General features: G+C 63.8%; 29 protein-coding genes. 4 read left to right on the forward strand and 25 right to left on the reverse strand.

The window, feature by feature from the left end:
* Positions 1-167: 167 nt before the first annotated feature.
* From rraB to KUV81_RS16585, 10 genes are all read right to left on the reverse strand, one after another.
* The gene (rraB, locus tag KUV81_RS16540) at positions 168-533 is read right to left on the reverse strand and encodes a ribonuclease E inhibitor RraB (RefSeq protein ID WP_222544998.1); all 366 of its coding nucleotides are present in this window, start codon (positions 531-533) and stop codon (positions 168-170) included.
* Positions 534-559: 26 nt separating this feature from the next.
* On the reverse strand, positions 560-1,294 hold the full coding sequence (locus tag KUV81_RS16545; protein WP_222544999.1) for a 1-acylglycerol-3-phosphate O-acyltransferase: 735 nt from the start codon (positions 1,292-1,294) through the stop codon (positions 560-562).
* Between the two features lie 89 nt (positions 1,295-1,383).
* Entirely contained in the window at positions 1,384-2,037 is a 654-nt protein-coding gene (locus KUV81_RS16550; protein ID WP_222545000.1) for a CatA-like O-acetyltransferase, read from the reverse strand.
* A gap of 54 nt (positions 2,038-2,091) precedes the next feature.
* Positions 2,092-4,356, reverse strand: a complete 2,265-nt coding sequence (gene parC, locus KUV81_RS16555; protein WP_222545001.1) for a DNA topoisomerase IV subunit A — start codon at positions 4,354-4,356, stop codon at positions 2,092-2,094.
* Between the two features lie 5 nt (positions 4,357-4,361).
* Positions 4,362-5,447, reverse strand: coding sequence for a PQQ-dependent sugar dehydrogenase (locus KUV81_RS16560; protein ID WP_222545040.1), 1,086 nt, complete (start codon positions 5,445-5,447; stop codon positions 4,362-4,364).
* 61 nt (positions 5,448-5,508) lie between these two features.
* The gene (gene parE / locus KUV81_RS16565) at positions 5,509-7,401 is read right to left on the reverse strand and encodes a DNA topoisomerase IV subunit B (protein ID WP_222545002.1); all 1,893 of its coding nucleotides are present in this window, start codon (positions 7,399-7,401) and stop codon (positions 5,509-5,511) included.
* 55 nt (positions 7,402-7,456) lie between these two features.
* Positions 7,457-8,053 carry a YqiA/YcfP family alpha/beta fold hydrolase gene (locus KUV81_RS16570; protein WP_222545003.1) on the reverse strand — a complete coding sequence of 199 codons (597 nt, stop codon included), beginning with the start codon at positions 8,051-8,053 and terminating at the stop codon, positions 7,457-7,459.
* Positions 8,054-8,079: 26 nt separating this feature from the next.
* Positions 8,080-8,907 (reverse strand): 3',5'-cyclic-AMP phosphodiesterase, encoded by an 828-nt coding sequence (cpdA, locus tag KUV81_RS16575; RefSeq protein WP_315900096.1) that lies wholly within the window; start codon positions 8,905-8,907, stop codon positions 8,080-8,082.
* The gene (locus tag KUV81_RS16580) at positions 8,904-9,362 is read right to left on the reverse strand and encodes a DUF1249 domain-containing protein (protein WP_222545004.1); all 459 of its coding nucleotides are present in this window, start codon (positions 9,360-9,362) and stop codon (positions 8,904-8,906) included. Before KUV81_RS16580 ends, cpdA begins: the two co-directional genes overlap by 4 nt.
* Positions 9,359-9,985, reverse strand: coding sequence for an NUDIX domain-containing protein (locus tag KUV81_RS16585; protein WP_222545005.1), 627 nt, complete (start codon positions 9,983-9,985; stop codon positions 9,359-9,361). The genes KUV81_RS16580 and KUV81_RS16585 overlap by 4 nt, the downstream gene beginning before the upstream one ends.
* Positions 9,986-10,197: 212 nt before the next feature.
* Between KUV81_RS16585 and tolC the strand changes: the two genes are divergently transcribed.
* The gene (gene tolC, locus KUV81_RS16590) at positions 10,198-11,532 is read left to right on the forward strand and encodes an outer membrane channel protein TolC (RefSeq protein ID WP_222545006.1); all 1,335 of its coding nucleotides are present in this window, start codon (positions 10,198-10,200) and stop codon (positions 11,530-11,532) included.
* A 58-nt stretch (positions 11,533-11,590) separates the two neighbouring features.
* Here the strand turns inward: tolC and KUV81_RS16595 are convergent, their stop codons facing one another.
* From KUV81_RS16595 to KUV81_RS16605, 3 genes are read right to left on the reverse strand one after another with little or no spacing between them, the layout of a single operon-like run.
* Complete coding sequence (locus tag KUV81_RS16595; RefSeq protein WP_222545007.1) at positions 11,591-12,262, reverse strand: TIGR04219 family outer membrane beta-barrel protein; 672 nt, start codon at positions 12,260-12,262, stop codon at positions 11,591-11,593.
* Between the two features lie 9 nt (positions 12,263-12,271).
* Positions 12,272-13,246 (reverse strand): DUF2333 family protein, encoded by a 975-nt coding sequence (locus tag KUV81_RS16600; RefSeq protein WP_222545008.1) that lies wholly within the window; start codon positions 13,244-13,246, stop codon positions 12,272-12,274.
* A 13-nt stretch (positions 13,247-13,259) separates the two neighbouring features.
* Positions 13,260-13,730 carry a copper chaperone PCu(A)C gene (locus KUV81_RS16605; protein WP_222545009.1) on the reverse strand — a complete coding sequence of 157 codons (471 nt, stop codon included), beginning with the start codon at positions 13,728-13,730 and terminating at the stop codon, positions 13,260-13,262.
* 57 nt (positions 13,731-13,787) lie between these two features.
* Between KUV81_RS16605 and KUV81_RS16610 the strand changes: the two genes are divergently transcribed.
* Positions 13,788-14,531 (forward strand): enoyl-CoA hydratase, encoded by a 744-nt coding sequence (locus KUV81_RS16610; protein WP_222545010.1) that lies wholly within the window; start codon positions 13,788-13,790, stop codon positions 14,529-14,531.
* A gap of 81 nt (positions 14,532-14,612) precedes the next feature.
* Here the strand turns inward: KUV81_RS16610 and KUV81_RS16615 are convergent, their stop codons facing one another.
* From KUV81_RS16615 to dusA, 5 genes are all read right to left on the reverse strand, one after another.
* A complete protein-coding gene (locus tag KUV81_RS16615; protein ID WP_222545011.1) occupies positions 14,613-14,798 on the reverse strand; it encodes a hypothetical protein in 186 nt (61 codons plus the stop codon).
* Positions 14,783-14,974, reverse strand: a complete 192-nt coding sequence (locus KUV81_RS16620; protein WP_222545012.1) for a PspC domain-containing protein — start codon at positions 14,972-14,974, stop codon at positions 14,783-14,785. The genes KUV81_RS16615 and KUV81_RS16620 overlap by 16 nt, the downstream gene beginning before the upstream one ends.
* Positions 14,971-15,096 (reverse strand): hypothetical protein, encoded by a 126-nt coding sequence (locus tag KUV81_RS19770; RefSeq protein WP_261389448.1) that lies wholly within the window; start codon positions 15,094-15,096, stop codon positions 14,971-14,973. Before KUV81_RS19770 ends, KUV81_RS16620 begins: the two co-directional genes overlap by 4 nt.
* 5 nt (positions 15,097-15,101) lie before the next feature.
* Positions 15,102-15,383, reverse strand: coding sequence for a hypothetical protein (locus KUV81_RS16625; protein ID WP_222545013.1), 282 nt, complete (start codon positions 15,381-15,383; stop codon positions 15,102-15,104).
* 202 nt (positions 15,384-15,585) lie between these two features.
* Positions 15,586-16,560: a tRNA dihydrouridine(20/20a) synthase DusA gene (dusA, locus tag KUV81_RS16630; protein WP_222545014.1), complete on the reverse strand. Its 975-nt coding sequence runs from the start codon at positions 16,558-16,560 to the stop codon at positions 15,586-15,588.
* Positions 16,561-16,886: 326 nt separating this feature from the next.
* Here dusA and KUV81_RS16635 point away from each other — a divergent pair, with 326 nt between their 5' ends.
* Both KUV81_RS16635 and KUV81_RS16640 read left to right on the forward strand, forming a co-directional pair.
* The gene (locus KUV81_RS16635) at positions 16,887-17,990 is read left to right on the forward strand and encodes a phosphoribosylaminoimidazolesuccinocarboxamide synthase (protein WP_222545015.1); all 1,104 of its coding nucleotides are present in this window, start codon (positions 16,887-16,889) and stop codon (positions 17,988-17,990) included.
* An 80-nt stretch (positions 17,991-18,070) separates the two neighbouring features.
* Positions 18,071-18,634, forward strand: a complete 564-nt coding sequence (locus KUV81_RS16640; RefSeq protein ID WP_222545016.1) for a hypothetical protein — start codon at positions 18,071-18,073, stop codon at positions 18,632-18,634.
* Positions 18,635-18,664: 30 nt separating this feature from the next.
* Here KUV81_RS16640 and KUV81_RS16645 read toward each other — a convergent pair whose 3' ends face one another.
* From KUV81_RS16645 to KUV81_RS16675, 7 genes are all read right to left on the reverse strand, one after another.
* Positions 18,665-18,907 (reverse strand): YdcH family protein, encoded by a 243-nt coding sequence (locus KUV81_RS16645; RefSeq protein WP_222545017.1) that lies wholly within the window; start codon positions 18,905-18,907, stop codon positions 18,665-18,667.
* Between the two features lie 94 nt (positions 18,908-19,001).
* Complete coding sequence (locus KUV81_RS16650; protein WP_222545018.1) at positions 19,002-20,309, reverse strand: flavin-containing monooxygenase; 1,308 nt, start codon at positions 20,307-20,309, stop codon at positions 19,002-19,004.
* Positions 20,310-20,411: 102 nt separating this feature from the next.
* A complete protein-coding gene (oppF, locus tag KUV81_RS16655; RefSeq protein ID WP_222545019.1) occupies positions 20,412-21,419 on the reverse strand; it encodes a murein tripeptide/oligopeptide ABC transporter ATP binding protein OppF in 1,008 nt (335 codons plus the stop codon).
* Positions 21,416-22,387: an oligopeptide ABC transporter ATP-binding protein OppD gene (oppD, locus tag KUV81_RS16660; protein WP_222545020.1), complete on the reverse strand. Its 972-nt coding sequence runs from the start codon at positions 22,385-22,387 to the stop codon at positions 21,416-21,418. The genes oppF and oppD overlap by 4 nt, the downstream gene beginning before the upstream one ends.
* Positions 22,388-22,396: 9 nt before the next feature.
* Positions 22,397-23,311, reverse strand: coding sequence for an oligopeptide ABC transporter permease OppC (gene oppC / locus KUV81_RS16665; RefSeq protein WP_222545021.1), 915 nt, complete (start codon positions 23,309-23,311; stop codon positions 22,397-22,399).
* Positions 23,312-23,314: 3 nt separating this feature from the next.
* Positions 23,315-24,241 (reverse strand): oligopeptide ABC transporter permease OppB, encoded by a 927-nt coding sequence (gene oppB / locus KUV81_RS16670; protein WP_222545022.1) that lies wholly within the window; start codon positions 24,239-24,241, stop codon positions 23,315-23,317.
* 47 nt (positions 24,242-24,288) lie between these two features.
* On the reverse strand, positions 24,289-25,911 hold the full coding sequence (locus tag KUV81_RS16675; protein WP_222545023.1) for an ABC transporter substrate-binding protein: 1,623 nt from the start codon (positions 25,909-25,911) through the stop codon (positions 24,289-24,291).
* Positions 25,912-26,125 lie beyond the last annotated feature (214 nt).

Below are 26,125 nucleotides of genomic sequence, written 5' to 3' on the forward strand. Positions count from 1 at the left end.
ACCTGCTGCCGACGCTGGAGGTGGCGTCGATCTTCTCCGCTGAACTCTTTCATCTCTTGCCTCTCCGGTTTGGGGGACAACAGCGAATAACTATAGTCGATTCAGCCAGTTTGCACGGCGGACAAGGCACTAAAAAGGCAGCCCCCTGGCTGCCTTTTCCGTTAACTTTAAGCCTCTTCCGGCTCGATAAAGTAGGTGCCCCAACCGTCGTACAGCACATCGTGCTTGTCCGCCAGCCGGATCAGCGCCTCGCAATCCTTGTCCAGCCGCTCGATGTCCAGCTCATGCTCGGTTACTGCATCGAAGCAGAACACGATGGCGCCGTCGTCCAGCTCCACCTCTTCGGCGTCCTCCACCTCGTAGCCGGCCTTAAAGGCGTCCACCGCCGCCTTCTCCAGGGCATCAAAGTTGGCGCTGGCGAAGTGGTGTTCGATGGTGTACTTGGCGTCCTTGACGGAGCCATCCTCCAGCAGGGCCTCGACGATCTCGCGGGTCTCTTCCTGCTGCTCGGCAATCAGTTGTTCCAGGGCCATGGTTTTCTCCTAACGCAATGCGGCCATTATACCGCGCTGGCCTGGCTGAGTCTGCGCGCTTCGGCGTTAAGCTCTTCAAAACGCTTCTGCATCACATCGTAGACCTTCTGCGCCAGCTCCCGCACGTCTTCCCGGCTCAGCCCCTTGGTGCAGATGGGCTCCAGGGCTTCGACGATCACCACGCCGTTTTTACGTCGACCCAGCTTGATGTCCCCCTGGCAGGAGGAGATCACCGGCACAATAGGCACCCCGGCCTGGATGGCGGTGTGGAAGGCGCCGCTTTTGAACGGCAGCAGGCCGCGGCCCCGGGAACGGGTGCCCTCGGGGAAGATCCACACCGACAGCGCCTTGTCCCGGATCTTGCGGGCGGCGTTTTCGATGGTGGCGATGGCCTTGGAACGGTTTTTCCGGTCAATCAGGATGTTGCCGGTCAGCCAGTAGAGCTGACCGAAAAAGGGGATCCACACCAGGCTCTTCTTGCCGATGCTGACGGTGCCCTTGGGCACCATGGAGCTCTGGATAAAGAGGTCGAAGTTGTTCTGGTGGTTGCCGACGTAGACCACCGCCGGCTCCGGCTTCATGCGCTCCTCCCCACGGCGGATCACCTTGAGGCCCAGCAGCGGGGACACCTTGCCAAAGTAACGAGCGATGCGATGCACGTTGTCCCGGTGAAACGGCTGAAACAGCGAATAGACCAGGGACAGAAGGAACACCAGTACCAGCAGGACTGACAGGATCAAGGATCGGAAGAGTAACAGCACGCACACAACTCCGGAAACTCAGGGGGCGCCCAGTATAGGGACAGTCGCCCCCCCAGGCAACGATTTCGGTTAACGCTTGTGCGCCGAATTCAGGATCGAAGCCACAAGCCCGGTTCATCGAGTTTGCGCTGCAGCACCTGGAAGAACTGGGCCAGGTGCAAACCGTCCGCCAGGGCGTGGTGGGCCTGGATCACCACCGGCATCAGGGTGCGCGCCCCCTGGACGTCGTACTTGCCCCACATGATGCGCGGGATGGAGCAGGCCGGGTTCAGCGGCATCGGCTGGATCATCTGGGTAAAGCGCAGCCAGGGCACGCAGGAGTGGTAGAGCAGATCATCGTCCTCATCGCCCGCCGGGTTGCCGTTGTAGAGGGCGGTGGAGGCCGCCGCCTCGGCACTGACCTTTTGCGCCGCGCGATCGAACGCCGGCCAGTCAGGCTGCCAGGGCACCGTGGTGAAACGCACCTGGTTGTCCTCCCCCAGCACCGTGATGGCGCTGTCCAGGCGGTCGTGGCAGATCACCTGGCCGTCGCGGATGCGCCAGCGCAGCCACTCCAGCTCTTCGGCCACCTGGGCGATGGCGTAGAGCGTGGCCCGGTAGGCGGACCAGCCCTCGGCCCGGCACAGGGCCAGCAAGGCCTGCACTTCGACGTCGGCACAGATCCCCACATAGGGCACCGCCACCTGCTGGAAGTGATCAAACTGCTGCTGACGGGGAAAGGTTTCGGGACTCAGTACGCGCATGACTCGGCTCGCTTGGATGAAAAGAAGCAGGGGCCGCGCTGCGGCCCCTGGAGGTTAACCTTCGTCGGGCAGCTGCAGCTCCACCCGGTCGACCCGCTGCAGGCCTCGGGGCAGTTTGTTGCCTCGTCGGCCGCGCTCGCCCAGGTAGTGTTCCAGATCGTCGGGCTTGAGGGTCAGCTTGCGCTTGCCGGCCCAGAGGGTGACCTGGGCGTTCTGCGGCAGCACCAGCAGGTGTTTGACGTACTCCTCCCGGCTCTTGGCCCGCTCGCCGGGGATGCCGATGATCTTGTTGCCCTTGCCCTTGGCCAGCACCGGCAGCTGGGACAGGGGGAACAGCAGCATCCGCCCCTCGGTGCTGATGGCCAGCAGGCGATCACTGGCCTGGTCCGCAATCCGCCGTGGCGGCAGGATCTCCGCCCCCACAGGCACCGTCAGCAGGGCCTTGCCCGCCTTGTTGCGGCTGACCATCTCCTTGAACTGGCCAATGAAGCCGTAGCCGGCGTCGCTGGCCAGCAGGTAATGCTCCTCCTCGGCCCCCATCAGCACGTGCTCCAGACGGGAGCCGGCCACCAGGTTGAAGCGCCCGGACAGGGGCTCCCCCTGACTGCGGGCGGAGGGCAGACTGTGAGGCTCGGTGGTGTAGGCGCGCCCCGAGCTTTCCAGGAACACCACCGGCTGGTTGCTGCGTCCCCGGGCGTGGGCCAGGTAGCCATCGCCGGCCTTGTAGGAGAGGCCTTCCGGGTCCACGTCGTGGCCTTTGGCGCAGCGGCCCCAGGCCTTTTCGCTCATCACCACGGTGACCGGTTCGGCGGGGGTCAGATCCTGATCGCTGAGGGCCTTGGCCTCAGCCCGGGCCACCAGCGGGCTGCGTCGATCGTCGCCGTAGGTCTCGGCGTCCGCCAGCAGCTCCTTTTTCACCAAAGTCTTGAGGCGGCGCTCGGAGGAGAGGATCAGCTCCAGCTTGTCCCGCTCCTTAGCCAGCTCCTCCTGCTCGCCGCGGATCTTCATCTCCTCGAGCTTGGCCAACTGACGCAGCTTGATCTCTAGGATCGCCTCCGCCTGCTTCTCCGACAGACCGAAGCGGCTCATCAGCGCGGCCTTGGGATCCTCCTCGGTGCGGATGATCTCAATCACCTCGTCGATGTTGAGGAAGGCGATCAGCAGGCCTTCGAGGATGTGCAGCCGGGCCAGCACCTTATCCAGGCGATGCTGCAGACGACGGCGCACCGTCTCGGTCCGGTAAACCAGCCACTCGCTGAGGATCGACTTCAGGCCCCGCACCCCGGGACGGTTGTCCAGCCCCAGCATGTTGAGGTTGACCCGGTAGCTCTTCTCCAGATCCGTGGTGGCGAACAGGTGGGCCATCAGCTGCTCGGTGTCGATGCGGTTGGAGCGCGGCACCACCACCAGACGCACCGGGTTCTCGTGGTCCGACTCGTCCCGCAAGTCCGTCACCATGGGCAGCTTCTTGGCCTGCATCTGGCTGGCGATCTGTTCAATCAGCTTGGCCCCGGAAACCTGGTGAGGCAGCGCGGTGATGACCACCTCCCCGTCCACCACCTGGTAGACGGCGCGCATCTTGATGGAGCCCTTGCCGGTGCTGTAGATCTTGGCGATGTCGGCCTTGGGGGTGATGATCTCCGCCGCCGTGGGGTAATCGGGCCCCTGAACGAACTGCATCAACTCCTCGAGTTCCGCCTTGGGGTGCTCCAGCAGGTGGGCACAGGCGTCGGCCACCTCACGGGCGTTGTGGGGCGGGATGTCGGTAGCCATGCCCACGGCGATGCCGGTCACCCCGTTGAGCAGGATGTGGGGCAATCGGGCCGGCAGCAGCTTGGGCTCTTTCAGGGTGCCATCGAAGTTGGGCCCCCAGTCGACGGTGCCCTGCCCCAGCTCGGACAGCAGCACCTCGGAGAAGCGGGACAGGCGGGATTCGGTGTAACGCATGGCGGCGAAGGACTTGGGATCGTCCGGCGCCCCCCAGTTGCCCTGACCATCCACCAGCGGGTAGCGGTAGGTGAAAGGCTGGGCCATCAGCACCATCGCCTCGTAACAGGCGCTGTCCCCGTGGGGGTGGTATTTACCCAGCACGTCGCCCACGGTGCGGGCGGATTTCTTGTACTTGGCGGTGGCGGACAGGCCCAACTCGCTCATGGCGTAGATGATGCGCCGCTGCACCGGCTTGAGGCCATCCCCCACGTGGGGCAGGGCCCGGTCCATGATCACGTACATGGCGTAGTTGAGGTACGCCTGCTCGGTGAACTGGCGCAGAGGCTGCTGCTCCACGCCCTCCAGGCTCATCGCGGTATGGTCGGTCATGGTACTCACTTTCCGGCGTCGCCGGGGTTGTAACTGAGCCGGTAGATCCGGCCCTTATAATCGTCAGAAATCAGCAAAGAGCCGTCCGGGTGGGGCAAAAAGGCCACCGGTCGGGCCAGGGGCGTTTCGCCCTCCAGCCAACCGTCCACCACCACTTCGTAGCCGCCATTCTCACCCCCATCGGGGATCAGCGCGCTGATGCGGTAGCCCACCTTGGTGCTGCGGTTCCAGCTGCCGTGCTCGGCGATAAAGAGCGCCTGCTGATAGCGCTTGGGAAACTGGCTGCCCTGGTAGAAGTGCACCCCCAGCGGGGCCACGTGGGCCTGCAACCGGGCCACCGGGTCCACGAACTCGGCGCGCATCGACTTGGGCGGCGGAAACTCCGGATCGTCCACCTGGCCGCCGTGCCAGTAGGGGTAGCCGAAGTGGGCCCCAACGCTCTCCAGGCGGTTGATCTCATCCGGCGGCAGATCGTCCCCCATAAAGTCCCGGCCGTTGTCGGAGAACCACAGCTCCCCGGTCTCGGGGTGGAAATCGAAGCCCACGGAGTTGCGCACCCCCCGGGCCAACACCTCCCGCCGGCCCCGCTCCAGGTCCAATGCCAGGATGGTGGCGTAGGGTTCGGCGGGGTTACAGATGTTGCAGGGGGCGCCCACCGGCACCACTAGGCGTCCGTCCGGGGCAAAATCCAGGTATTTCCAGCCGTGGTGGGCGTCGGAGGGGAGATCGTCGTACACCACCTCCGGCTCGCCGGGGTTGACCAGCCGGGACTCGATGTCGGCATAGCGGAGGATCTCGCTCACCGCAGCGACGTAGAGATCGCCGTCGCGAAAAGCGATGCCCGAGGGCAGGAAGAGCCCGTCCGCCAGCACCTGTACCTTGTCCGGTTGGCCATCCTCGTTGCTGTCGGTCACCGCGTAGAGCCGGCCGGCCTTGCGGGAGCCGACAAACAGGGTGCCCTGATCGCCCCAGGCCATCTGGCGGGCGTTCTCGACCCCGTCGACGTAGACCTCCAGGCTGAAACCCGCGGGCAGGTTAGCCTGGGTCACGGCCGCCGGTTCGGCCGCCTGGGCTCCGGTGGTCATGGTCATCGCCCCCAGCAGGGCCAGGGGAAGGATCCGTCCCTTCAACGCGCTCATCGGCTGCTCCTTGTCAGTTCTCCAGCTCGGCCAGATCGCCATTGCGCTCCAGCCACTCCTTGCGATCGCCGGCCCGTTTCTTGGCCAGCAGCATGTCCATCAGCGCCATGGTCGCCTCGGCGTCGTCCACCGTCAGCTGCACCAGGCGGCGGGTGTTGGGATCCATGGTGGTCTCCCGCAGCTGCACCGGGTTCATCTCACCCAGGCCCTTAAAGCGGGTGACCTGCACCTTGCCCCGCAGTTTCTCGGCGGCGATGCGGTCGAGGATCCCCTGCTTCTCGCCCTCGTCCAGGGCGTAGAACACCTCTTTGCCCACATCGACGCGGAACAGTGGCGGCATCGCCACGTAAACGTGGCCGTTCTCCACCAGGGTTTTGAAGTGCTGCATAAAGAGTGCGCACAGCAGGGTGGCGATGTGCAGACCATCGGAGTCGGCGTCCGCCAGGATGCAGATCTTGCCGTAACGCAGGCCGGAGATGTCGTCGGAGTCCGGATCGCAGCCAATGGCCACGGAGATGTCGTGCACCTCCTGGGAGGCCAGCACCTGAGCGGCGTCCACCTCCCAGGTGTTCAAGATCTTACCCCGCAGCGGCATGATGGCCTGGAACTCCTTGTCACGGGCCTGCTTGGCGCTGCCGCCGGCGGAGTCCCCCTCCACCAGGAACAGCTCACCGCGGCTGGCGTCCTGGCCGGCGCAATCGGTCAGTTTGCCCGGCAGGGCCGGTCCGGAGGTGACCTTCTTGCGCGCCACCTTCTTGGCCTTGCGCAACCGGCTCTGGGCGTTGCTGATGCACAGCTCCGCCAGCAGCTCGGCCTGGTCGGTGTGCTCGTTCAGCCACAGACTGAAGGCGTCCCGCACCACCCCGGAGACGAAGGCGGAGGCCTGACGGGAGGAGAGCCGCTCCTTGGTCTGGCCGGCAAACTGGGGATCCTGCATCTTGGTGGAGAGGATGTAGCTGGCCTTGTCCCAGATGTCCTCCGGCCCCAGCTTCACGCCCCGGGGCAGCAGGTTACGGAACTCACAGAACTCCCGCATCGCCTCCAGCAGACCCTGGCGGAAGCCGTTGACGTGGGTGCCCCCCAACGCCGTGGGGATGAGGTTCACGTAGGACTCGCCGACGCTGTCGCCACCCTCGGGCAGCCAGAGCACCGCCCAGTCCACCGCCTCGTTGTTGCCGGAGAAGGTGCCGACAAAGGGCTCTTCGGGCAGCTTGGGCCACTCCTTCACCGCGTCGACCAGGTAATCCCGCAGGCCATCTTCGAAGTGCCACTCGTGCTTCTCACCCTTGACCTTGTCGTCGAAGCGGATCTTGAGCCCGGGGCAGAGCACCGCCTTGGCCCGCAGCAGGTGAATCAGCCTGGTGGCGGAAAATTTTTCGGAGTCGAAATACTTGGGATCCGGCCAGAAGTGGACCCGGGTACCGGTGTTGCGCCGACCGCAGGTGCCGGTGACGGTGAGATCCTGCACCTTGTTGCCGTGCTCGAAGGCGATCTCGTACACCTGGGCGTCCCGGCGCACCGTGACCTCTACCCGACGGGACAGGGCGTTGACCACGGAGATCCCCACCCCGTGCAGGCCCCCGGAGAACTGATAGTTCTTGTTGGAGAACTTGCCCCCGGCGTGGAGGCGACAGAGGATCAGCTCCACCCCGGGAACCCCCTCCTCCGGGTGGATGTCCACCGGCATACCGCGGCCGTCGTCGATCACTTCCAGGGATTGGTCCGGGTGGAGGATCACCTGGATCTCGCTGGCGTGGCCGGCCAGGGCTTCATCGACGCTGTTGTCGATCACTTCCTGGCCCATGTGGTTGGGGCGGGTGGTCTCGGTGTACATGCCGGGACGCTTCTGCACCGGCTCCAGTCCACTGAGTACCTCAATGGCATCAGAGGTGTATTGCGTGCTCATCGGGTGTTCCAAGTCGGGGTTATCGGGCCATCATAGCGAGGGCCCCGTGGTGGGTTCAAGCCAGGCCCAGGAAGGCCATGGCTTCCGGCAGGCGCTGCTCAAAGCCTTGAAAACTGTGGTCTCCGCCGCGTTCAATCCGCAGCTCACTCTGGCGGTACTTGGTTTCGGCCTGGCGGTAATCCAGTACCTCATCGCCGGTCTGCAGCAGCACCAGGTAACGCTCAGGCTGGGCCAGCACCGGGGTATCCAGCGCCTGCAGCTGGCCCATGTGTTCCGCCTCCACCCGGTATCGCTCGCCGGTGTAGGGGTTTTCCTGCTCGCCGATGTAATCCGCCAGCAGCTCGTAGGGGCGCACCGCGGGGTTGATCAGCACCGCCCTGAGATCCCCTTCACCGACCTCGGCCACCAGAGACTCCAGCAGGAAACTGGCCAGGTAACCCCCCAGGGAGCTGCCCATCAGCCTCAGCGGCTCCCCCGTCTTCAGGGCCGACGCCGCCAGCGGCAGGATCTGATCCCGGGCCCGGTTCGGCGCCGTGGCCAGATGGGGGATGGCCACCGGTTCATTGGGGTGGTGGCGAGCCAAATAACGGGCCACCTGGGTGGCCTTGGTGGAACTGGGGGCGCTGTTGAAGCCGTGCAGGTAGAGCAGCATGGGATCCTTTCCTTGTCCCGGGGCCGTCAGTAGCCGGTGGCGCTGGGGTCCGGCTGGAAGTCGGCACCGGGCACCCGTTTGACCTGGGTTTCCAGGGTGCCGTCCGGGTGGAGATTCAGCAAGCGATAGCCCGGCTGCGCCCGGTCCAGGGCGAAACCGTCGTTCTTGGGCAGAAACTGGATACTGGTGGAGGGCACCGCCAGCAGGCGAATGTGCTCGTGCATCATGTCCATGCTCTGGTGGACGTGCCCCCAGATCACCCCTTTCACCTGGGGATAGCGACACAGCAGACTCAGGAATTCAGCGCCGTTATCCAGCCCGTGCTGATCCAGCCAGGCGCATTCCGTGGGTTTGGGGTGGTGATGCAGCGCCACCAGGGTGGGACACAGGGGCGCGGATTCCAGCACCGCGTGCAGCCAGCGCAGCTCATCCAGCGCCAGGTGGCCGGCGGGCAGGCCCAGTACCGTGGAGTCCAGCATCAGGATCTGCCAGTTGCCAGCCAGGACGCGACGGCCGTACTTAACCGGAGTTTGCGACAGGGCGCGGATCATCAGCTCCGGGGCATCGTGGTTGCCCGGCAGGGCGTAGGTAGGTAGGCCCAGGGGGCCCACCGCTTCGGCAAAGTGGAGGTAGGCGGTGGCGCTGTGATCCTGACTGATGTCGCCGGTGGCCAGCAGCATGTCCAGGCCCTCGGCCTGGTGCAGCTGATCCACCACGGCGCTCAGGCTGCGCCAGGGATTGATGCCGAGAAAGCCGGTGTGCTTGTTGGCAAACAGGTGGGGATCGCTGATCTGCGCCAAACGGATCACCCCGTCCTGGTGTTTCGGGGCGATGCTGTCCACACGAATGGTCACGTTTTCCGACTCTCCTCACTCTGGCTGACGGTCAGCCAATCCCGCTGGTTGAACTGAGCCAGCAGCTCAGCGAGGAATAGATTAACTTGAAATTTCTCGTTTCGCTGCAGCATCTTGTCATTCGGATACTCATACACCGCCATCAACCTCGAAATCTGTTGACTGCTTAACACTTCTGCCAATCGGGCGTCATGATACAGCCGGATGGTCATTTTTGGCACCGTCACGTGTGGAATGGGGGCCGAGTGACGCTCCAGCTCCAGCAGATCCGTGTAGGGGGTCTGCTCCAGGATGCGGATGGTCAGGTCGAGGTTGTGGTCGATGTGGCGCCACAGGTAGGGCCCCTGCCCCTGGTGGCGCCGGGCGCGATTGATGAGCCGTTGCAGGGTGACGTAGTTGCGCCCACACAGTGCCAGGAAGCGGTTGAGGTTGGGCACATAGCGTCGGGAGCTCATGCTGGACTGCCCGACACCTTGGCGTGGTTTAGGGCCAACCACTGCAGGCCCATGATGGCACTGGCGTTGTCGATGGTGCCGTCGGCCACCCAGGCCAGGGCCTGCTCCCGGCTGACCACGTGACGCAGGATGTCCTCCTGCTCGTGGTCCAGACCAAAACGGGCCTCGCCGGGTTCAGGGGCCACCACCTCGGCCAGGTAGAGGTAGAGCCGCTCCGAGCAGGCACCGGGGCTTGGCAGGAAACTGTAAAGAAAGGTCAAAGACTTGGCTTCCAGTCCCGTCTCTTCGATAAGCTCACGTCGCGCCACCGACTCCCGGGGTTCTCCGGCTTCGATGATCCCCGCCGGCAGCTCCAGCAGCCAGGGGGTCTCGCTGGTCCGAGCCGCCGGAATCCGCAGCTGTTCCACCAGGATCACCCGGTCGCTCACCGGGTCGTAGGGCAACACCACCACGGCGTCGCCGCGCTCAAAAAGCTCCCGGCGCACGGGGTCGCTCCATTGGCCATCGAAGCGACGGTGGCGCACGGTGACGGCGTCCATGGCGAAGAAGCCCTGAAACAGGGGTTCGGTGGTCAAAAACTCGAGGTCGGCCTGTCCATATCGTTGCGGTTTGGGTTTTGCCATTTTTCCACTGCTATTTATCTGTCATTCAGCCAGATTTATATGTGTTCTGTTACACTTAGCCTGATAATTTACGTTGACTTAACAGGCGACGATTCAGTTAACTATCGCTGTCAAAGTCATCGTCGTCTAGGGGATCTCGCGGGGTACCCGCCAACTACCCAGCCAGCCTGCCCACAGGTGGGCTCGTTTTTGTGAAATTTTAAGGATTGGGAATGAACTTCAAACTCCGTTCCGTCTGCTTGGCTGTCGGTCTGGCCTCCGCCTCCCTGTCAGCCCAGGCCGATGACCTGCTGCAGATCTACCAGCAAGCGCTCAGCAAGGACCCCATCTTGCTGCAAGCCAAGGCCAACCGCGACGCGGCCTACGAGGCGATTGGCGAGAGCCGCGCCACCCTGCTGCCCCAGATCAACGCCACCCTGGGCTACAACAACACCTTCTACAACCGTGAGATCGAAACCCGTGAAGACGACGGTTTCACCGGTGGCCTGTCCCTGAGCCAGACCATCTACAACCACGCCAACTACGTCAACCTGGACCTGACCAAGCAGGCCGCCAGCCAGGCCGAGCTGGCCTACAACCTGCAGGTGCAGGGGCTGATCGTGCGGGTCTCCCAGGCCTACTTCGACGTGCTGTCCGCCCAGGACAACCTGGATTTTGTCCAGGCCAACAAGCGCGCCATCGAACGCCAGCTGGAGCAGACCAAGCAGCGTTTCGCCGTGGGCCTGACCGCCATCACCGACGTGCACGAAGCCCAGGCCCAGTTTGACCTGGCCGTGGCCAACGAGATCCAGGCCCAGAACAGCCTGGAGAACAGCTACGAGGCCCTGCGGGAGATCACCGGCATCGCCCACAGCGATCTGCACATCCTCGATACCGCCCGCTTCAGCCCGAGCCAGCCCAGCCCGACCAGCCACGAGCAGTGGCAGACCATCGCCGAGGATTCCAGCCTGCAGCTGCTGATCGACCGCCTGGGCGTGGAGATCGCCAAACAGCAGATCAGCCTGGCCAAGACCGGTCACCTCCCGAGCGTGGGCCTGACCGCCAGCTATAACGAGAACGCCTCCTTCACCAACACCCCGGACACCGGTGAAGGGGCGGTGGGCGTCCAGGTGGCGATCCCGATCTTCTCCGGCTTCGCCGTCTCCAGCCAGGTCAAGCAGGCCAACTACAACTTCGTCGGTGCCCAGCAGAGCCTGGAAGAGAGTCACCGCAACGTGGTGCGTAACCTGCGGGCCAGCCTGAACAACGTCAACGCCTCCATCAGCTCCATTCGCGCCTTCGAGCAGTCCGTGGTGTCCGCGGAAAGCGCCCTGAAGGCCACCGAGGCGGGCTTCGAGGTGGGCACCCGGACCATCGTCGACGTGCTCAACTCCACCCAGCAGCTGTACAGCGCCAAGCAGCAGCTGTCTGATGCCCGTTACGGCTACATCGTGGCGGTGCTGGCCCTGAAACAGGCCGCCGGCACCCTGGCGGAGGAAGACGTCGCCATGATCAACCAGGGGCTGCGGGCCGCCACCGCGGCGGACAGCGACGGCGACAAGAAGTAAGCCAAGCCCCAATAAAAAAACCCGCCAGTCGGCGGGTTTTTTGTTGCCTGTGGCAAACTCAGAAGCGCAGTTCGGCGCCCATAAACCAGCCGTCCTGGCTGACGTCGGCGGTGACACCGCTGAAGTTCTTCACGTCGAAGTCGTGCTGGCGGTAGCCGCCGCGCAGGTCCAGATCGAACGCCAGGATGTCCAGGGTGTACCCCATGCCCAGCTGGTAGTCGCTGATCTGGCGATCCGAGTAGTTGGTCAGGCTGACGTCGGCGAAGGCAAACAGGCCGGTGCCCACCAGGTTAAAGCGGCTGCGGGCGTAACCCATGAAGACGCCCTTATCCATGTCCTGGCTGCCGGTCCAGCTGTTGCCGGTGCTGGCCTCCCCGCTGTAGAGGCGGTAGTTGACCCCCAGGTCCAGCTCCACCCCCGGGTTGTCCAGCAACTCGTAGTAGAAGATGAAGTCGGTGTTGGTCAGGTCCAGCTCGCTGCCCCCGCCGGTGGTGCCCATCCGGTTATGGCGGATCATCAGGTTGGGCACGATGGGAATAAAGTGCTCCAGGGCCACGTAGGCGCTGATGCGGCTCTTGTCGCTCCAGGCCTGCTCATCCGCCTCCAATTTTCCGTCGGTGGAGACGAAGTAGAGATCCGCCCCCGCCTTGACGCCCAGAACGTCGGCCTGGGCCGGTACCGCACAACTGGCCGCCAACGCGACCGCCAACATGCTCGGTTTGAACTGCATGGTTTCTCGTTATCCTTGGGTTAGTAGTTGTTTTAAGTCAATCAGGGCCGCATTGGCCCGGGAGATGTAGTTCGCCATCACCAACGAGTGGTTGGCGACAAAGCCAAAGCCGCTGCCGTTGAGGATCATCGGGCTCCAGACGGTGTCCTGGGTGGCCTCCAGCTCACGAATGATCTGCTGCAGACTGACCCGGGCGTTTTTCTTGTCCAGCACCGGACCGAAGTCCTTCTCAATGGCGGTCATAAAGTTGAGCAGCGCCCAGGTGGTGCCGCGGGCCTCGTAAAAGACGTCGTCGATCTTCCACCAGCTGGTGCGCACCTCGGCGCTGCCGGATGCGCCGGTGGACTGGCGGGCCCGGTCGTCCCCGGCCAGATCGGTGTTGAGCCGCTCCTGGCCGACACTGGCCGCCAGGCGCTGGGACAGGCTGCCGAGCCGTTTGCCCACCTCGTCCAGGTAGCGCACCAGGTTGTCCGCCCGGGCGTAGAACTGGGCGTCCTCGTTGTTGGGATCCAGGATGGCCGCCCGATAGCGCTCCAGCGCCTTGACCGCGTCCCGGTACTCCGACTCCGCCCGCGGCACCATCCAGCTGCGATGGTCGATATTGAACTTGGGCTGGGCGACCTGCAGATCCTTGTTCTCCGCCGATTGGGACTGGGAGCGGGAAAACTCCCGGCGCATCACCAGCGAGATGTCCCGCAGCTGCTCCAGGGCACCAAACTCGAACGCCGGCATGTTGTCCATAAACACCGACGGCGGCATCACGTCGTTGGAGAGGAAGCCGCCGGGCTTGTCCAGCAGGGTGCGGGCGGTCTCCATCACCGCCGTGGTGGTGGCGTAACCGACCACAGTGTCACCGGACTCCGGGCGCAGCTGCTCCGCGGTAAGCGGGTCCGGCTCCACGCTCCACCAGACCGCAATCAGGTAGTTGAGCAGCAACACCCCGAGAAGGCCGATTCCCAGCCACTTCTTGTTGACGGCGACCATGGCGAGCTCCTTATTAATGGTGGTGGTGATGGTGGTGATGGGCGTCCTCCTGTTCGGTGCCCATCTTGCTGACCGTCAGCAGCACGGTAAGGGGTTGCGCCTGACGGAAGCGGAGTTCACAGCTTAGCTCCTGGCCTTCGTTCAAGGGGTTGGCCAGGCCCATCATCATAAGGTGGTAGCCGCCCTGGGTCAGGGCCACCGGCTGGCCGGCCTTGAGTTCGATGGCCTCCACCGGGCGCATCTTCATCAGCCCGCCCTCTTCGAGCAGGGTGTGCAGTTCGGTGGTCTTCACCCCTTCGCACTGAGCCCCCAGCAGGGCATCGTCCCGCTCGGTGCTGGTGATCACCAGGTAACCGGCGGTGTTGGGGACACTCGGCGGCATGGCGCGCACCTTGGCGTCGCTCACTTCGATGTCGGCCATGGCGGAGAAGCTGGCCAGGCCGGAACCCAGCAGGAGGAAAAATCCAAACACCCGTTTAAACATCACTCACCTTCCTTTAGACTGATTTTCGTGCAATAGGACCGCCCCCCAGGAGAGCCCATGGACCTCATTACCCTGCACCGTGACAATGCCGTCATGGTACTGACCCTCAACCGCCCGGACAAGCGTAACGCTCTGACCCAGCAGATGTATTCAGCACTCAGTCAGCACCTCAAAGCGGCCGAAGCGGACGACGAAGTGCGGGCGGTGCTGATCCAGGGCCAGGAGGACTGCTTCAGCGCCGGCAACGATTTGGGGGATTTTCTCAAGGTGGGACGGCTGACCGAATCCACCCCGGTGATCCAGTTTCTGCGCCTGCTGCCGGAGTTGACCAAACCGCTGGTGGCCGCCGTGTCCGGCTCGGCGGTGGGGATCGGCACCACCTTGCTGCTGCATTGCGATCTGGTCTATTGCACCGACAGCACCCGCTTCCAGCTGCCCTTCGTCAACCTGGGGCTGGTGCCAGAAGCCGCCTCCAGCGTGCTGCTGCCTGCCCTGTGTGGGCACCAGCGGGCCGCCGAGCTTCTGATGCTGGGCGAACCCTTCGACGCCGACACCGCGCTGTCGCTGGGGCTGGTGAACGCCGTGGTGCCCACCGGCGAGGTGCTGGCCACCGGCGCGGCAAAGGCGCAAGCCCTGGCGGCCCGCCCGCCCCAGGCCCTGGCCGCCACCAAGGCGCTGCTCAAGCAGGCCCGTCCAGCGGATCTGCACGAGGCGATGACCCGGGAGCTGGCGGCCTTCGATACTCAGCTGGCCAGTGCCGAGACCCAGGCGGTGATCGCCGCCCGACTGCAAAAAAGGTAAAAAAATGCCCCGCTCAGGCGGGGCCAAGGCTGGTTGCGCTAGCTCAAGGGAAAAACGATTGTCGGGCCCGAGGCCCGGCGGTCAGGACCCTTTGTCCCGACTGAGGATCCGGCGGCTAAGCCAGCGTCCGAATCCGATGCCTGCGCCGATCACCACCAGGCTGAGCGGGAGCCAGATGACCCACTCCCCCATGGCGACCGACCAGATGTCCACCATGCCGACCAACAAGATCAGGCACAGCAGCAAAGAAATCAGTAACCACGCCATGACTTGGGCATCAGCCAGGCGGCGGCCAGGTAGAGCAGAACCACTTTCACCGGCGCCACCAGCGCCAGCAGGACGGCGGCCACTCGAGTCCACATCGGACTCCAATCCAATCGATGGGCGATGCCGGCCAGGACCCCAAAGAACCAGGCTTCCGGCATGGGTTTGCTGCGGATCATCTTGCCTCCTTTGTGCGACCGAAACGGCGTGTGCACAGACCGTGAATGCCGATGGCGACCGCGGTGCTGAGGGCCCAGCCGAGCAGGGGCAGGGCCATCACCACCAGGGTCGGTTGCATCATGCCCATCACTTGCCCCCAAAACCGGTTTCCGGTGCTTTCTGGGTCTGGGCCAGGGTCTGAGGCTCGGCGGCTTCAGTCGGACCAAAGGCGTCCTGAACCTGCTGCTTCACGGCGATGGTAACGTCGCGGCTGATCTCGCGCCGAACTTCATTGAGTGAAGCGCGGATGGCGTTGTCGATGGCCTGGGCCAGGGTGATGGTTTCTGCCGCTTGGGCGGCGGGGGCCATCAGGGCGGATACCGCCAGGGTGGCCAGAAGGGTGCGGCGAACGGTGCTGAAGCGTGACATGGTGAATCCCTCTTTAGTCGTTGTGTCGTGATGACAACAAGGTATTAACAAGGGCCGTGCCAACTTTTCAAAAAGTTTTAAGATGCTGTTTTTAAAGGATAATTAATTTTTGTCGAGTCGGGGCGACTGTGCCCAAATCGGGAGGTGGGGAGGAAATCGTGGATTTGACCAAGCCATTTGGTCAAATCCACTACTGAGTGATTCAGGCGGCGCGAGCGGCGTCCGGCAGGCTGGCCAGGGCGTCGGCCACCACCTCGGCACCGACGCCGGGCAGGTGGGCGTTTTGCGCCAGGTAACGGCGCCACTGGCGGGCCCCGGGCATGCCGTTAAACAGGCCCAGGATGTGGCGGGTCACGTGGTTGGCCCGGCCACCGTTGGCGATGTGGCGCTCCAGGTAGGGGATCATCTGCTGTGCCACCTCAGCCCGGGACAGCACCGGTCGGTCATCGCCGTACAGGCGCCGGTCCACCTCGGCCATCATATAGGGGTTCTGATAGGCCTCGCGCCCAACCATGACGCCGTCCAGGTGAGCCAGGTGCGCCTCGCACTGTTCCAGGGAGGTGATGCCGCCGTTGACGGAGATGTTCAGCTGCGGGAAGTCCCGCTTGATCTGGTAGGCCCGCTCGTAGATGAGCTCGGGGATCTCCCGGTTCTCCTTGGGGCTCAGCCCCTGCAGCCAGGCCTTACGGGCGTGGATGGTGAACACCTCACAGCCGGTGGCCGCCACGGTATCGACAAAGTCGGTCAGGAAGCCATAGCTGTCCTGCTCATCGATGCCGATGCGGGTCTTGACGGTAACGGGGATGCTGACCACGTCCTGCATCGCCTTGATGCAGTCGGCCACCAGCGCCGGCTCCGCCATCAGGCAGGCACCGAATCGACCGTTCTGCACTCGGTCGGAGGGGCACCCCACATTGAGGTTCACCTCATCATAACCGCGCTGCTCAGCCAGCTTGGCGCAGTGGGCCAGGTCCGCCGGGTTGCTGCCCCCCAACTGCAGGGCCAGCGGGTGCTCCTCTTCGTTGTACCCCAGGTAGTCCCCTTTGCCGTGGATGATGGCACCGGTGGTGACCATCTCGGTGTACAGCAGGGCATGACGGGAGATCAGCCGGGCAAAATAGCGGTAGTGGCGATCGGTCCAGTCGAGCATGGGGGCAACAGAAAAGGTGCGCTTCATTGGGGGCCTCGTGGAATTTGGGGAGGCGTATTCTACCCAAGGCGCGGACAAAAGCACAGGCGATTTTTTCACCAGTTTGAGCCGGACAGAGAGGCCGGGGGCCGCGCCGTTGGCGGGAGAGGGGGCCAGCCAGGCCCAACGCCGCCCCCACGAATAGGCAGCTGAACAAAAACTCGGCGCCATGCTAGGGGCCGGGCCCGAGTTTTGTTATGATGCGCGCACCGGATCCCGGGGGCCGCGCCCCAAGCCGTAAAGCGAATAAAATCAAATAGCCCGGCGGGATCCACGACCTCTACTCTACCTCTCAACACTACAGGACAGTTGCAATGAGTCTTGCTGATAAGGTCTTGGCCGTTAACAACGATCTCCCCATCCGTACCGACAAGCCGGTGCACTCCGGTAAGGTGCGCTCCGTCTACTGGCTGACCGACGCCGACAGCCGCCGCCTGATCCAGGAGAAGGGCTACGACGTGGCCGAAGACGCCCCGCTGGCCATCATGGTGATCTCCGATCGGATCAGCGCCTTTGACTGCATCTGGCACGGCGAAGGTGGCATGAACGGTGTCCCCGGCAAGGGCGCGGCGCTGAATGCCATCTCCAACCACTGGTTCAAGCTGTTCAAAGAGCAGGGCCTGGCGGACAGCCACATCCTGGACATCCCCCACCCCTTCGTCTGGATCGTGCAAAAAGCCAAGCCGGTGATGATCGAGGCGATCTGCCGTCAGTACATCACCGGTTCCATGTGGCGTGCCTACACCAAGGGCGAGCGCGACTTCTGCGGCATCGAGCTGCCGGAAGGGCTGGAGAAGGATCAGAAGCTGCCGGAGCTGCTGATCACCCCCTCCACCAAGGGCATTCTGGAAGGCATTCCCGGTGTCCCGGCGGTGGACGATGTGAACATCACCCGCAAGAACATCGAAGACAACTTCGAAGCGTTCAACTTCCGCTCCAGCGAAGACATCGATCGCTACGAAGTCCTGCTGCAGGAAGGCTTTGACGTGATCTCCGATGCCCTGGCCAAACTGGACCAGGTGTTTGTCGACACCAAGTTCGAGTTTGGCTACGTCACCGATGCGGTGGGCAACGAAAAGCTCATCTACATGGACGAAGTGGGCACCCCCGACTCCTCCCGGATCTGGGACGGCCCCAGCTACCGCGAGGGCAAGGTGGTGGAGAACTCCAAAGAGGGCTTCCGTCAGCTGCTGCTGAACCACTTCCCGGATCCGGACATCCTGCTGAACAAGGACCGGATGGCAGAGCGCAGCGCCCTGGCCCGGGACAACGCCCTGCCCACCGAAGTGCTGATGGCGGTCTCCAAGACCTACACCGACATCGCCGAAACCATCACCGGTGAGAAGATCGTTCTGTCCGACAACCCCAAGGCGGAGATCATCCAGATCCTCAAAGAGGAGTACGGCCTGATCGACTGAGGCTCGGGGTCAGAAAAAAGGAGGCGTCAGCCTCCTTTTTTTGTACCTTGGTACCAGTACTGAGCCAACATAGACCGCCGATGACGCCCTTCCCTGCCCGCTACAGCCTGGCGCTGGCCCTGCTGCTGATGACCTTCCTCACCCTGCCCCTGTTGGCGGAGGAAGCGGGGCACCCCGGGCTGCATCTGCCCTGGAGCGCCCACCCCTGGCACACCCTGCTCAACTTCTCGGTGGTGATCCTGGTGTTGGTGGCCCTGCTGGATGCGCTGTCCACGCCGGTGGTGCCGCTGTGGAAAAAGGCGGTCAAGGGGCTGTTGCTGCTGGTGGGCTTCGCCTGGGTGGCCCTGGCGGTGCTGGCAGTGCTGTTTCTCGAGCAGGCCACCCGCCACCGGGTGGTGGACGGTCAACTCTACCTGGACCAGACCCATGCCGGAGTGACCGGCTTTCCCCATACCGAAGTGCGCGCTCACTGCGGCTGGCGGGGCCCCTATCGGCGTACCGCCCTGGTGCAGCGCCATCATGACGTGGGCGAGGTCACGGTGGAAAAGGAGGGGGACGGCTGGCGATTGAGTGATCCCCACGGCAGTTACCGCCTGACGCCGGCGATGCTGGACGAGGCGTGTCGGTCGCACTACGGACGGTGAGCGGGGCCCGACCGGGCCCCTGATGATGGCTCAGGCGGCTTTCTGGATCCGCTGGTAGAGCTCGTCTTTGAGTTGCAGTCGCTGCATTTTCAGGCCTTCGAGGTACTCATCGGCGGCGGCCTCCAGCCCCTCCTCGATGCGGCGCACCTGGCGATCCAACTCGTGGTAGTCGTTGTACAGCTTATGGAATTGATCGTCAGAGAGGTTGAGCTCCTGGATAAGCTCGACGTGGGCGGGGAATTCGTTCACCAGGCTGTGGTCGGGGATTATCATGATGGGGTCCTCCTAGGGGTTCCCCCCCATCATGCGCCTCTCATCCACTGATTTTTTTGATGCGGATCAGTAAATTCTTTGTTACTCCCCCACCCTATCCTGCCCGTCGGGCCCGGGCCAGACCGGCCTTGAGCTCCCGGGCGATCTCCCCCTCGTAGCGGGCGAAATCCAACTGCATGGTGTGGCGGCGCGAAGCGTAGTAGTGCCCCCCGTGGGTGCGCTCGTCGGTGACGATGGCCTCGGCCATGGGGCCAGCTTCCGGCAGTTGGTAACGCCCCTGAATGAGGGGCACCACCAGGCGCATCTGCACCTGGGCCAGGTTGAGCAGCGAAGGCAACGCCTGGGCCAGGCCGAGGAAGATGAGGCCGGGATGCTCCGGGCGCAGCAGCCGCTTGAACAGCGGCAGTCGGTTCTCCTGGAGGGGCACCAGGCCCTCGGCCAAAAAGGGGAAGCTGACGTCGTAGCCGGTGGCGTAGACGATGACGTCGAAGGCCTCGCGCCGGCCGTCGGTGAACACCACGCTGTCCCCGGCCAGCTCGGCGATGCCTGTGCGCATCTGGATGTCACCGCTGCCCAGGCGGATAAGGAAATCACCGGAGACCGAAGGGTGAGCCTCAAGGGGTTGATGGTCGGGCGGTTGAATGCCCCAGCGGGTGATGTCGCCGACGCTGAACCGGTAAACCCAGCGGAACAGCCGCCGGGCCAGCCAGCCGGGCACCCAAGGGGGCAGCAGCGCCTTATCCGCCGGCTGTCCGAACAGGTACTTGGGCATGATGTAGCCGCCGCGGCGGGCGCTGACGCAAAGCTTGGCGGTGATGTGGCGCTGGCTGAGCTCCGAGGCGATGTCCATGGCACTGTTGCCAAAGCCCACCACCAGCACCCGCTTGCCCGCCATGCTGACCGGCTCCGACGGGTGGCGGTACTCATGGGCGTGCAGCACCTCGCCGTCAAACTGGCCCGGGTAGTCCGGCCAGGCCGCCTTCCAGTGATGACCGTTGGCCACCAGCACGTAATCGAAGCGGCCCTGATCGCCGCCGTCGGTGTGCACCCGCCAGCCGCTGTCCTGCGGCGTCACCGCCGTCACCCAGGTGTTGAACTGGATGTGGGGCCGCAGCCCAAAGTGGGCCACGTAGTCCTGGAAGTACTGGAAGATCTGCTGATGGCTGGGGAAATCGGGGTAGTCCTCCGGCATGGGAAAGTCATCGAAACTGGCCTTGGTTTTCGAGGTGTCGATGTGCAGCGACTGGTAGCAGGCGGACTGCCCGTTGGGGTTGTTGTAGTACCAGTTGCCGCCGATGTCGTCGGAGGCCTCGAAACAGACCGTCTCTATCCCCGCCTCCCGCAGGGCCTTCAAGGCAGTAAAGCCGGAGGGCCCGGCGCCGATAATGCAGACTCGTGTCATTTGTGGGTGTCCTTGTCCCTTTGGGTCCAAGGTAGCAGGAAACCGGCCGGCACAAAAAAAGCGCCCCTTAGGGCGCTTTTTCTCGACGCTCGATGACCGGCGTTACGCCGCCACCTCGTGGCGCGGGCAGGCCACCTGGTGGGTGCCGCCCAGGGACTCAAGGCCCGGCTTGGCTTCGGCGCAGCTGTCGCACACCGAGGGGCAGCGGGTGCGGAACACGCAGCCGGAGGGGGGGCTGATGGGGGACGGCAGCTCCCCGGTCAGCAGGATGATCTCCTTGTCCCGCTCCTGGTCCGGATCCGGCAGCGGCACGGCGGAGAGCAGCGCGCGGCTGTAGGGGTGGGAGGGCTTGCCGTAGAGCTCTTCACTGGTGCCGGTTTCCACCTGGTTGCCCAGGTACATCACCATCACCCGATCGGAGATGTGCTTCACCACCGAGAGATCGTGGGCGATAAAGATGAGGGACAGCCCCATCTCCCGCTGCAGATCCTTGAGCAGGTTCACCACCTGGGCCTGGATGGACACGTCCAGGGCGGAAACCGGCTCGTCACATATCACCAGCTTGGGCTTGAGGATCAGCGCACGGGCGATGCCGATGCGCTGACACTGGCCGCCGGAGAACTCGTGGGGGTAACGGTTGATGACGTTGGGCAGCAGGCCCACCTTGGCCATCATGGCCCGCACCTCATCCAGCACCTGCTCACGGCTCCACTGGGGGTAGTAGTTGCGCAGGGGCTCGGCGATGATCTCGCCCACGGTCATCCGCGGGTTCAGCGACGCCAGCGGGTCCTGGAAGATCATCTGCACGTCTTTGCGCAGGGCCTTCATGGCGGCGGGATCCGTGTGATCCACGCGCTGGCCGTTGAAGCGCACCTCCCCTTCGCTGATGGGCACCAGGCCGATCAGGGCGCGGGCCAGGGTGGACTTGCCACAACCGGACTCGCCCACCACCCCCAGGGTTTCCCCGGGCTGAACCTCGAAGGAGACGCCGTCCACCGCCTTGAGCTGCGGCACCGGATCCCAGGGCCACTTCTGGGCCTTCTTGATGCCGAAACGCACCTTGATGTTGCTCGCCTGCAGCAGCGGCGCAGCGTTCTGAGACTGGGTCATGCGGCCACCTCCTCAATGGCGATGTGACAGGCCCGCTGACGGGCACCGTCGAAGTTGACCAGGGCCGGCGGCTCGGCGTTGCAACGCTCGGAGGCGTTGACGCAACGGGCGCTGAAGGGGCAGCCCGGGGGCAGCGCCAGCAGGTTCGGCGGGTTGCCCGGAATGGTGGGCAGCGCGCTCTCGTCGCCGTCCAGGCGCGGGATGGCGGACAGCAGCCCCTGGGTGTAGGGGTGGGAGGGACGGTAGAACACCTCGTTGGTGGTGCCGTACTCCATGGTGCGCCCGGCGTACATCACCATCACCTTGTCGCACAGGCCCGCCACCACACCCAGGTCGTGGGTGATCATGATGATGGCGGTGCCGAAGTCGTTCTTCAGCTCGTTGAGCAGCTCCAGGATCTGGGCCTGCACCGTCACATCCAGCGCGGTAGTGGGCTCATCGGCGATCAGCAGCTTAGGCTGGCACAGCAGCGCCATGGCGATCATCACCCGCTGACGCATGCCCCCGGAGAACTCGTGGGGGTACATGTCCATGCGCTTGCGCGCCTCGGGGATCTTCACCGCGTCCAGCATCTTGACGCTCTGCTCCAGGGCCTCCTTGGCGCCCATCCCCTTGTGCAGCATGAGCACCTCCATCAGCTGGGGGCCCACCTTCATGTAGGGGTTCAGGGCGGTCATGGGGTCCTGGAAGATCATGGCGATCTGCTCGGCGCGGATCTTGTTGAGCGCCTTGGGCGGCAGCCCCAGGATCTCTTTATCCTGGAAGCGGATGCTGCCACCGGTTTGGCCGTTCTTGGCCAGCAGGCCCATGATGGCGAAGGCGGTCTGGCTCTTGCCGGAGCCGGACTCGCCCACGATCCCCAGGGTCTCGCCGGCGGCCAGTTCGAAACTCAGCTTGTCCACCGCGGTGACGTTGCCGTCCGGCGTGGTGAACTGCACATTGAGGTCTTTAACAGACAGTAAGCTCATGACGCCTCCTTAGCGGTCTTTCGGATCCAGCGCGTCCCGCAGGCCGTCGCCGATGTAGTTAAAGCAGAACAGGGTCACCACCAGGAAGGCGGTGGGGAACACCAGCTGCCACAGGGCCACTTCCATGGTCATGGCGCCTTCGTTCACCAGGGCCCCCCAGGAGGTGTAGGGCTCCTGTACCCCGAGGCCCAGGAAGCTCAGGAAGGACTCAAACAGGATCATCGAGGGCACCAGCAGGGAGGCGTACACCACCACGATCCCCAGCACGTTGGGCACCAGGTGGCGCAGGATGATGTCCTTGGTGGGGGTGCCAGCCACGATGGCGGCCTCGACAAACTCCTTCTTCTTCAGCCCCAGGGTCAGGCCGCGGACGATCCGCGCCATGTCGAGCCAGGAGACCGCGCCGATGGCCAGGAAGATGAGGAACAGGCTGCGACCGAAGAAGGTCATCAGCAGGATCACCAGGAACATGAAGGGGAAGGAGTTCAGGATCTCCAGGGTCCGCATCATTATGTTATCGGTGCGCCCGCCCACGTAACCGGCCACGGAGCCGTACAGGGTGCCGATGGCCACCGCCACCAGGGCGCCCAGGATCCCCACCATAAAGGAGATCCGGCCCCCTTCAAGGGTGCGGACGAAGAGATCCCGGCCCAGGAAGTCGGTGCCGAAGTAGTGGCCGTTCTCGATGGAGGGCGGCGAAGCCATGTTGGCCCAGTCCATCTCATCGAAGGTGTAGCTGGACAGGCTGGGACCCACCACCACCAGCACGGCGATGAAGGCCAGCACGGCCAGGGAGACCACGGCGGCGCGGTTGCGCAGGAAGCGGCGGCGGGCGTCGGCCCACAGGGAGCGGCCCTCCACCTCCAGCTCGGTGGCGAAGTTCTCCACCGCCTCGTTGTTCTGTTTCTGCGTGATGGTCTGCATGGCTTAACCCTCCACCCGGATGCGGGGATCGATCAGGCCATAGAGGATGTCCACGATGGCGGTAAACAGGATGGTGAGGGAGCCCACCAGGATGGTCAGACCCAGCACCAGGGAGTAGTCACGGTTCAGGGCACCGTTGACGAAGTACTGGCCGATACCCGGGATCCCGAACACGGTCTCAATCACCACGGAACCGGTGATGATGCCGACGAAGGCGGGGCCCAGGTAGGAGACCACCGGCAGCATGGCGGGCTTCAGGGCGTGCTTGAAGATGATGTAGCGCATCGGCAGGCCCTTGGCATGGCAGGTGCGGATAAAGGGCGAGTGCAGCACCTCAATCATCGAGCCGCGCATGATACGGGCGATGGAGGCCATGTAGAGGATCGCCATGGCCGACACCGGCAACACCAGGTTGGTCCAATGGCCGTCGTTCCAGCCCCCCGCCGGCAGCCAGTTGAGGCCAACGGCGAAGATCATCACCAGCACCGGCGCCAGCACGAAGGAGGGCAGCACCACGCCCACCATGGCCAGGCTCATCACGGTGTAATCCACCCAGGTGTTCTGCTTGAGCGCCGCCACGGTGCCCAGGGCCACGCCGAAGATCACGGTGAACACGAAGGCCACCACCCCCAGCTTGATGGACACCGGGAAGCTCTGGGCCACCAGCTCGTTGACCGTGTAGTCACGGTACTTGAAGGAGGGCCCCAGATCGCCGTGGGCCAGATCCTTGAGGTAGTACAGGTACTGCTGCCACATCGGCTTGTCCAGGTGGTACTTGGCCTCGATGTTGGCCAGCACCTCCGGCGGCAGGTTGAAATCCCCGGTGAAGGGGCTGCCCGGTGCCGACTGCATCAAAAAGAAGGACAGCGTCACCAGGATAAAGAGTGTGGGTATCGCCATGGCGAGGCGACGCACCGTAAATTGAAACATGCCTTAACTCCTTGCGCCCAAAAGCACAGACTTCCTTGGCTCGCCTCTTAGTGGGCGATGATGTAGAGGTTCTTGCTGTAGATGGTGTCTTCGACGTTGTTCATCGGGTAACCCCCTACGTAGCTTTTCACCAGACGGCTGATCACCGACTCGTAAACCGGGATCACCGGGGTCTCTTCGGCGATGATCTCCTCGGCGCGGGTGTAGAGCTTGGCCCGCTCCTCGTCGTCGGCCACCAGGCGGGACTTGGCCATCACGGCGTCGTACTCGGCGTTGGCCCACTTGCCCTTGTTCTGGCCGTGGTTGGAGAGCATCACATCCAGCATGGTGGAGGCCTCGTTGTAGTCCCCGGCCCAACCGGCCCGGGCCACTTCGAACCGACCCTGGTTACGGGTGTCGAGGAAGGTCTTCCACTCCTGGTTCTCCAGGCGCACCCGCACCCCCAGGGGTTTCCACAGCTGGGCGATCACGATGGCGATCTTCTTGTGGGATTCGCTGGTGTTGTACAGCAGGTTGACCAGCAGCGGGCGATCCGGGCCGTAACCCGCCTCGGCCATCAGCCGCTTGGCCTCCTCCAGGCGCTGTTCGTGGCTCCAGGTGGCGTACTTGACCACCGGCGGCTCGAAGCCGTTCACCGAGGCCGGGGTAAAGGTGTAGGCAGGACGCTGTCCCTGGCCCAGCACGTAGGTGGTCAGGGCTTCACGGTTGATCGCCAGCGAGAGGGCCTTACGCACCCGCGGGTCGTCGTAGGGCGGCACCTTGGTGTTGAACTCGTAGTAGTACATGGAGAGATACGGCGTGGTGCGGATCTCGTCCGGGATCTCCTGCTTGAGGCTCTTGTAGTGCTCCAGCGGGATGGTCAGGGTCATGTCCACTTCCCCGGCCTTGTAACGGGCCAGTTCGGTGTTGGGGGAGACGATGGCCATGTAGGTGACCTTGTCCAGCACCGTGCCGTCGTTGTCCCAGTAGGTGGGGCTGCGCTTGAGCACGATGCGCTCGTTCACCACCCACTGCTCCAGGGTGTAGGCGCCGTTGGTGACCATGTTGCCCGGGCGGGTCCACTGGTCGCCAAACTCCTCAATCACCTTCTGGGGGGCCGGGAAGGTGTTCTGGTGGGCCAGCATGCGCACAAAGTAGGGCACCGGCTTCTCCAGGGTCACCTCGAAGGTGCGCTCGTCCAGGGCGATGGCGCCGAGGGACTCCGGCGGCATCTCACCGAGGATGATCTTGGAGGCGTTCTGGACGGTGGCGATCTCCAGGTACCAGGCGTAGCGGGACGCCGTGGCGGGATCCACCGCGCGACGGAAGCCATAGACAAAGTCGTGGGCAGTCACCGGATCACCGTTGGACCACTTGATCCCCTCCCGCAGGTGGAAGGTGAAGGTCTTGTTGTCCTCGGAGACCTCCCAGTGGGTGGCCTGAGCCGGAATGATGTTGCCGTCGGCGTCCTGTTGCACCAGACCCTCGAACAGGTCTTTGGTGATGGTGGATCCGGTGGTGCCCTCCACCTTCTGGGGATCCAGCGAGGCCGGCTCAGAGCCATTGCCCCGGACCAGCTCCTGCACCGGGTGCAGTCGAGTCCCCTCAGGTACGGTTGCCCCCTGGGCGGCCGGCAGAACCGACGCCAGGATCAGGCTGAGCCCCACGGCTTTGATTATGGTTTTTGCCATGTACAGCGCGCTCCCTGGTTTTGTTACTTGTTTTTTGCAATTGTTAACTTCCGATGCCGAAATCCATTCGGCAAATTAACATTTTGGCAATATGCGCTTTTTTAGCGTCTTATCTGCCGAAATGCCAATCAAACATAACAAAATTACAATGAGAACACACCATGGCAATACATCCACCTATAGCGATGTTACCGGTATGACAACATCATAGTGA

Origin of the sequence: Ferrimonas balearica, from assembly GCF_019802085.1 — a bacterium.
GTDB lineage: Bacteria > Pseudomonadota > Gammaproteobacteria > Enterobacterales > Shewanellaceae > Ferrimonas > Ferrimonas balearica_B.

Coding starts and splice junctions, on each gene's coding strand:
- KUV81_RS16620 (WP_222545012.1), bottom strand. CDS start 14,974: ATGATCCGCAGCAAACCCATGCCGGAAGCCTGGTTCTTTGGGGTCCTG.
- KUV81_RS16595 (WP_222545007.1), bottom strand. CDS start 12,262: ATGCAGTTCAAACCGAGCATGTTGGCGGTCGCGTTGGCGGCCAGTTGT.
- parE (WP_222545002.1), bottom strand. CDS start 7,401: ATGAGCACGCAATACACCTCTGATGCCATTGAGGTACTCAGTGGACTG.
- KUV81_RS16675 (WP_222545023.1), bottom strand. CDS start 25,911: ATGGCAAAAACCATAATCAAAGCCGTGGGGCTCAGCCTGATCCTGGCG.
- oppD (WP_222545020.1), bottom strand. CDS start 22,387: ATGAGCTTACTGTCTGTTAAAGACCTCAATGTGCAGTTCACCACGCCG.
- tolC (WP_222545006.1), top strand. CDS start 10,198: ATGAACTTCAAACTCCGTTCCGTCTGCTTGGCTGTCGGTCTGGCCTCC.
- KUV81_RS16635 (WP_222545015.1), top strand. CDS start 16,887: ATGAGTCTTGCTGATAAGGTCTTGGCCGTTAACAACGATCTCCCCATC.
- KUV81_RS16585 (WP_222545005.1), bottom strand. CDS start 9,985: ATGGCAAAACCCAAACCGCAACGATATGGACAGGCCGACCTCGAGTTT.
- dusA (WP_222545014.1), bottom strand. CDS start 16,560: ATGAAGCGCACCTTTTCTGTTGCCCCCATGCTCGACTGGACCGATCGC.
- KUV81_RS16560 (WP_222545040.1), bottom strand. CDS start 5,447: ATGACCATGACCACCGGAGCCCAGGCGGCCGAACCGGCGGCCGTGACC.
- KUV81_RS19770 (WP_261389448.1), bottom strand. CDS start 15,096: ATGATGCAACCGACCCTGGTGGTGATGGCCCTGCCCCTGCTCGGCTGG.
- KUV81_RS16570 (WP_222545003.1), bottom strand. CDS start 8,053: ATGCTGCTCTACCTGCACGGCTTCAACAGCGCCCCCAGTTCCACCAAG.
- parC (WP_222545001.1), bottom strand. CDS start 4,356: ATGACCGACCATACCGCGATGAGCCTGGAGGGCGTGGAGCAGCAGCCT.
- KUV81_RS16600 (WP_222545008.1), bottom strand. CDS start 13,246: ATGGTCGCCGTCAACAAGAAGTGGCTGGGAATCGGCCTTCTCGGGGTG.
- KUV81_RS16650 (WP_222545018.1), bottom strand. CDS start 20,309: ATGACACGAGTCTGCATTATCGGCGCCGGGCCCTCCGGCTTTACTGCC.
- oppC (WP_222545021.1), bottom strand. CDS start 23,311: ATGCAGACCATCACGCAGAAACAGAACAACGAGGCGGTGGAGAACTTC.
- oppB (WP_222545022.1), bottom strand. CDS start 24,241: ATGTTTCAATTTACGGTGCGTCGCCTCGCCATGGCGATACCCACACTC.
- KUV81_RS16580 (WP_222545004.1), bottom strand. CDS start 9,362: ATGAGCTCCCGACGCTATGTGCCCAACCTCAACCGCTTCCTGGCACTG.
- rraB (WP_222544998.1), bottom strand. CDS start 533: ATGGCCCTGGAACAACTGATTGCCGAGCAGCAGGAAGAGACCCGCGAG.
- KUV81_RS16645 (WP_222545017.1), bottom strand. CDS start 18,907: ATGATAATCCCCGACCACAGCCTGGTGAACGAATTCCCCGCCCACGTC.
- KUV81_RS16625 (WP_222545013.1), bottom strand. CDS start 15,383: ATGTCACGCTTCAGCACCGTTCGCCGCACCCTTCTGGCCACCCTGGCG.
- KUV81_RS16605 (WP_222545009.1), bottom strand. CDS start 13,730: ATGTTTAAACGGGTGTTTGGATTTTTCCTCCTGCTGGGTTCCGGCCTG.
- oppF (WP_222545019.1), bottom strand. CDS start 21,419: ATGACCCAGTCTCAGAACGCTGCGCCGCTGCTGCAGGCGAGCAACATC.
- KUV81_RS16615 (WP_222545011.1), bottom strand. CDS start 14,798: ATGGCGTGGTTACTGATTTCTTTGCTGCTGTGCCTGATCTTGTTGGTC.
- KUV81_RS16640 (WP_222545016.1), top strand. CDS start 18,071: ATGACGCCCTTCCCTGCCCGCTACAGCCTGGCGCTGGCCCTGCTGCTG.
- KUV81_RS16610 (WP_222545010.1), top strand. CDS start 13,788: ATGGACCTCATTACCCTGCACCGTGACAATGCCGTCATGGTACTGACC.
- KUV81_RS16550 (WP_222545000.1), bottom strand. CDS start 2,037: ATGCGCGTACTGAGTCCCGAAACCTTTCCCCGTCAGCAGCAGTTTGAT.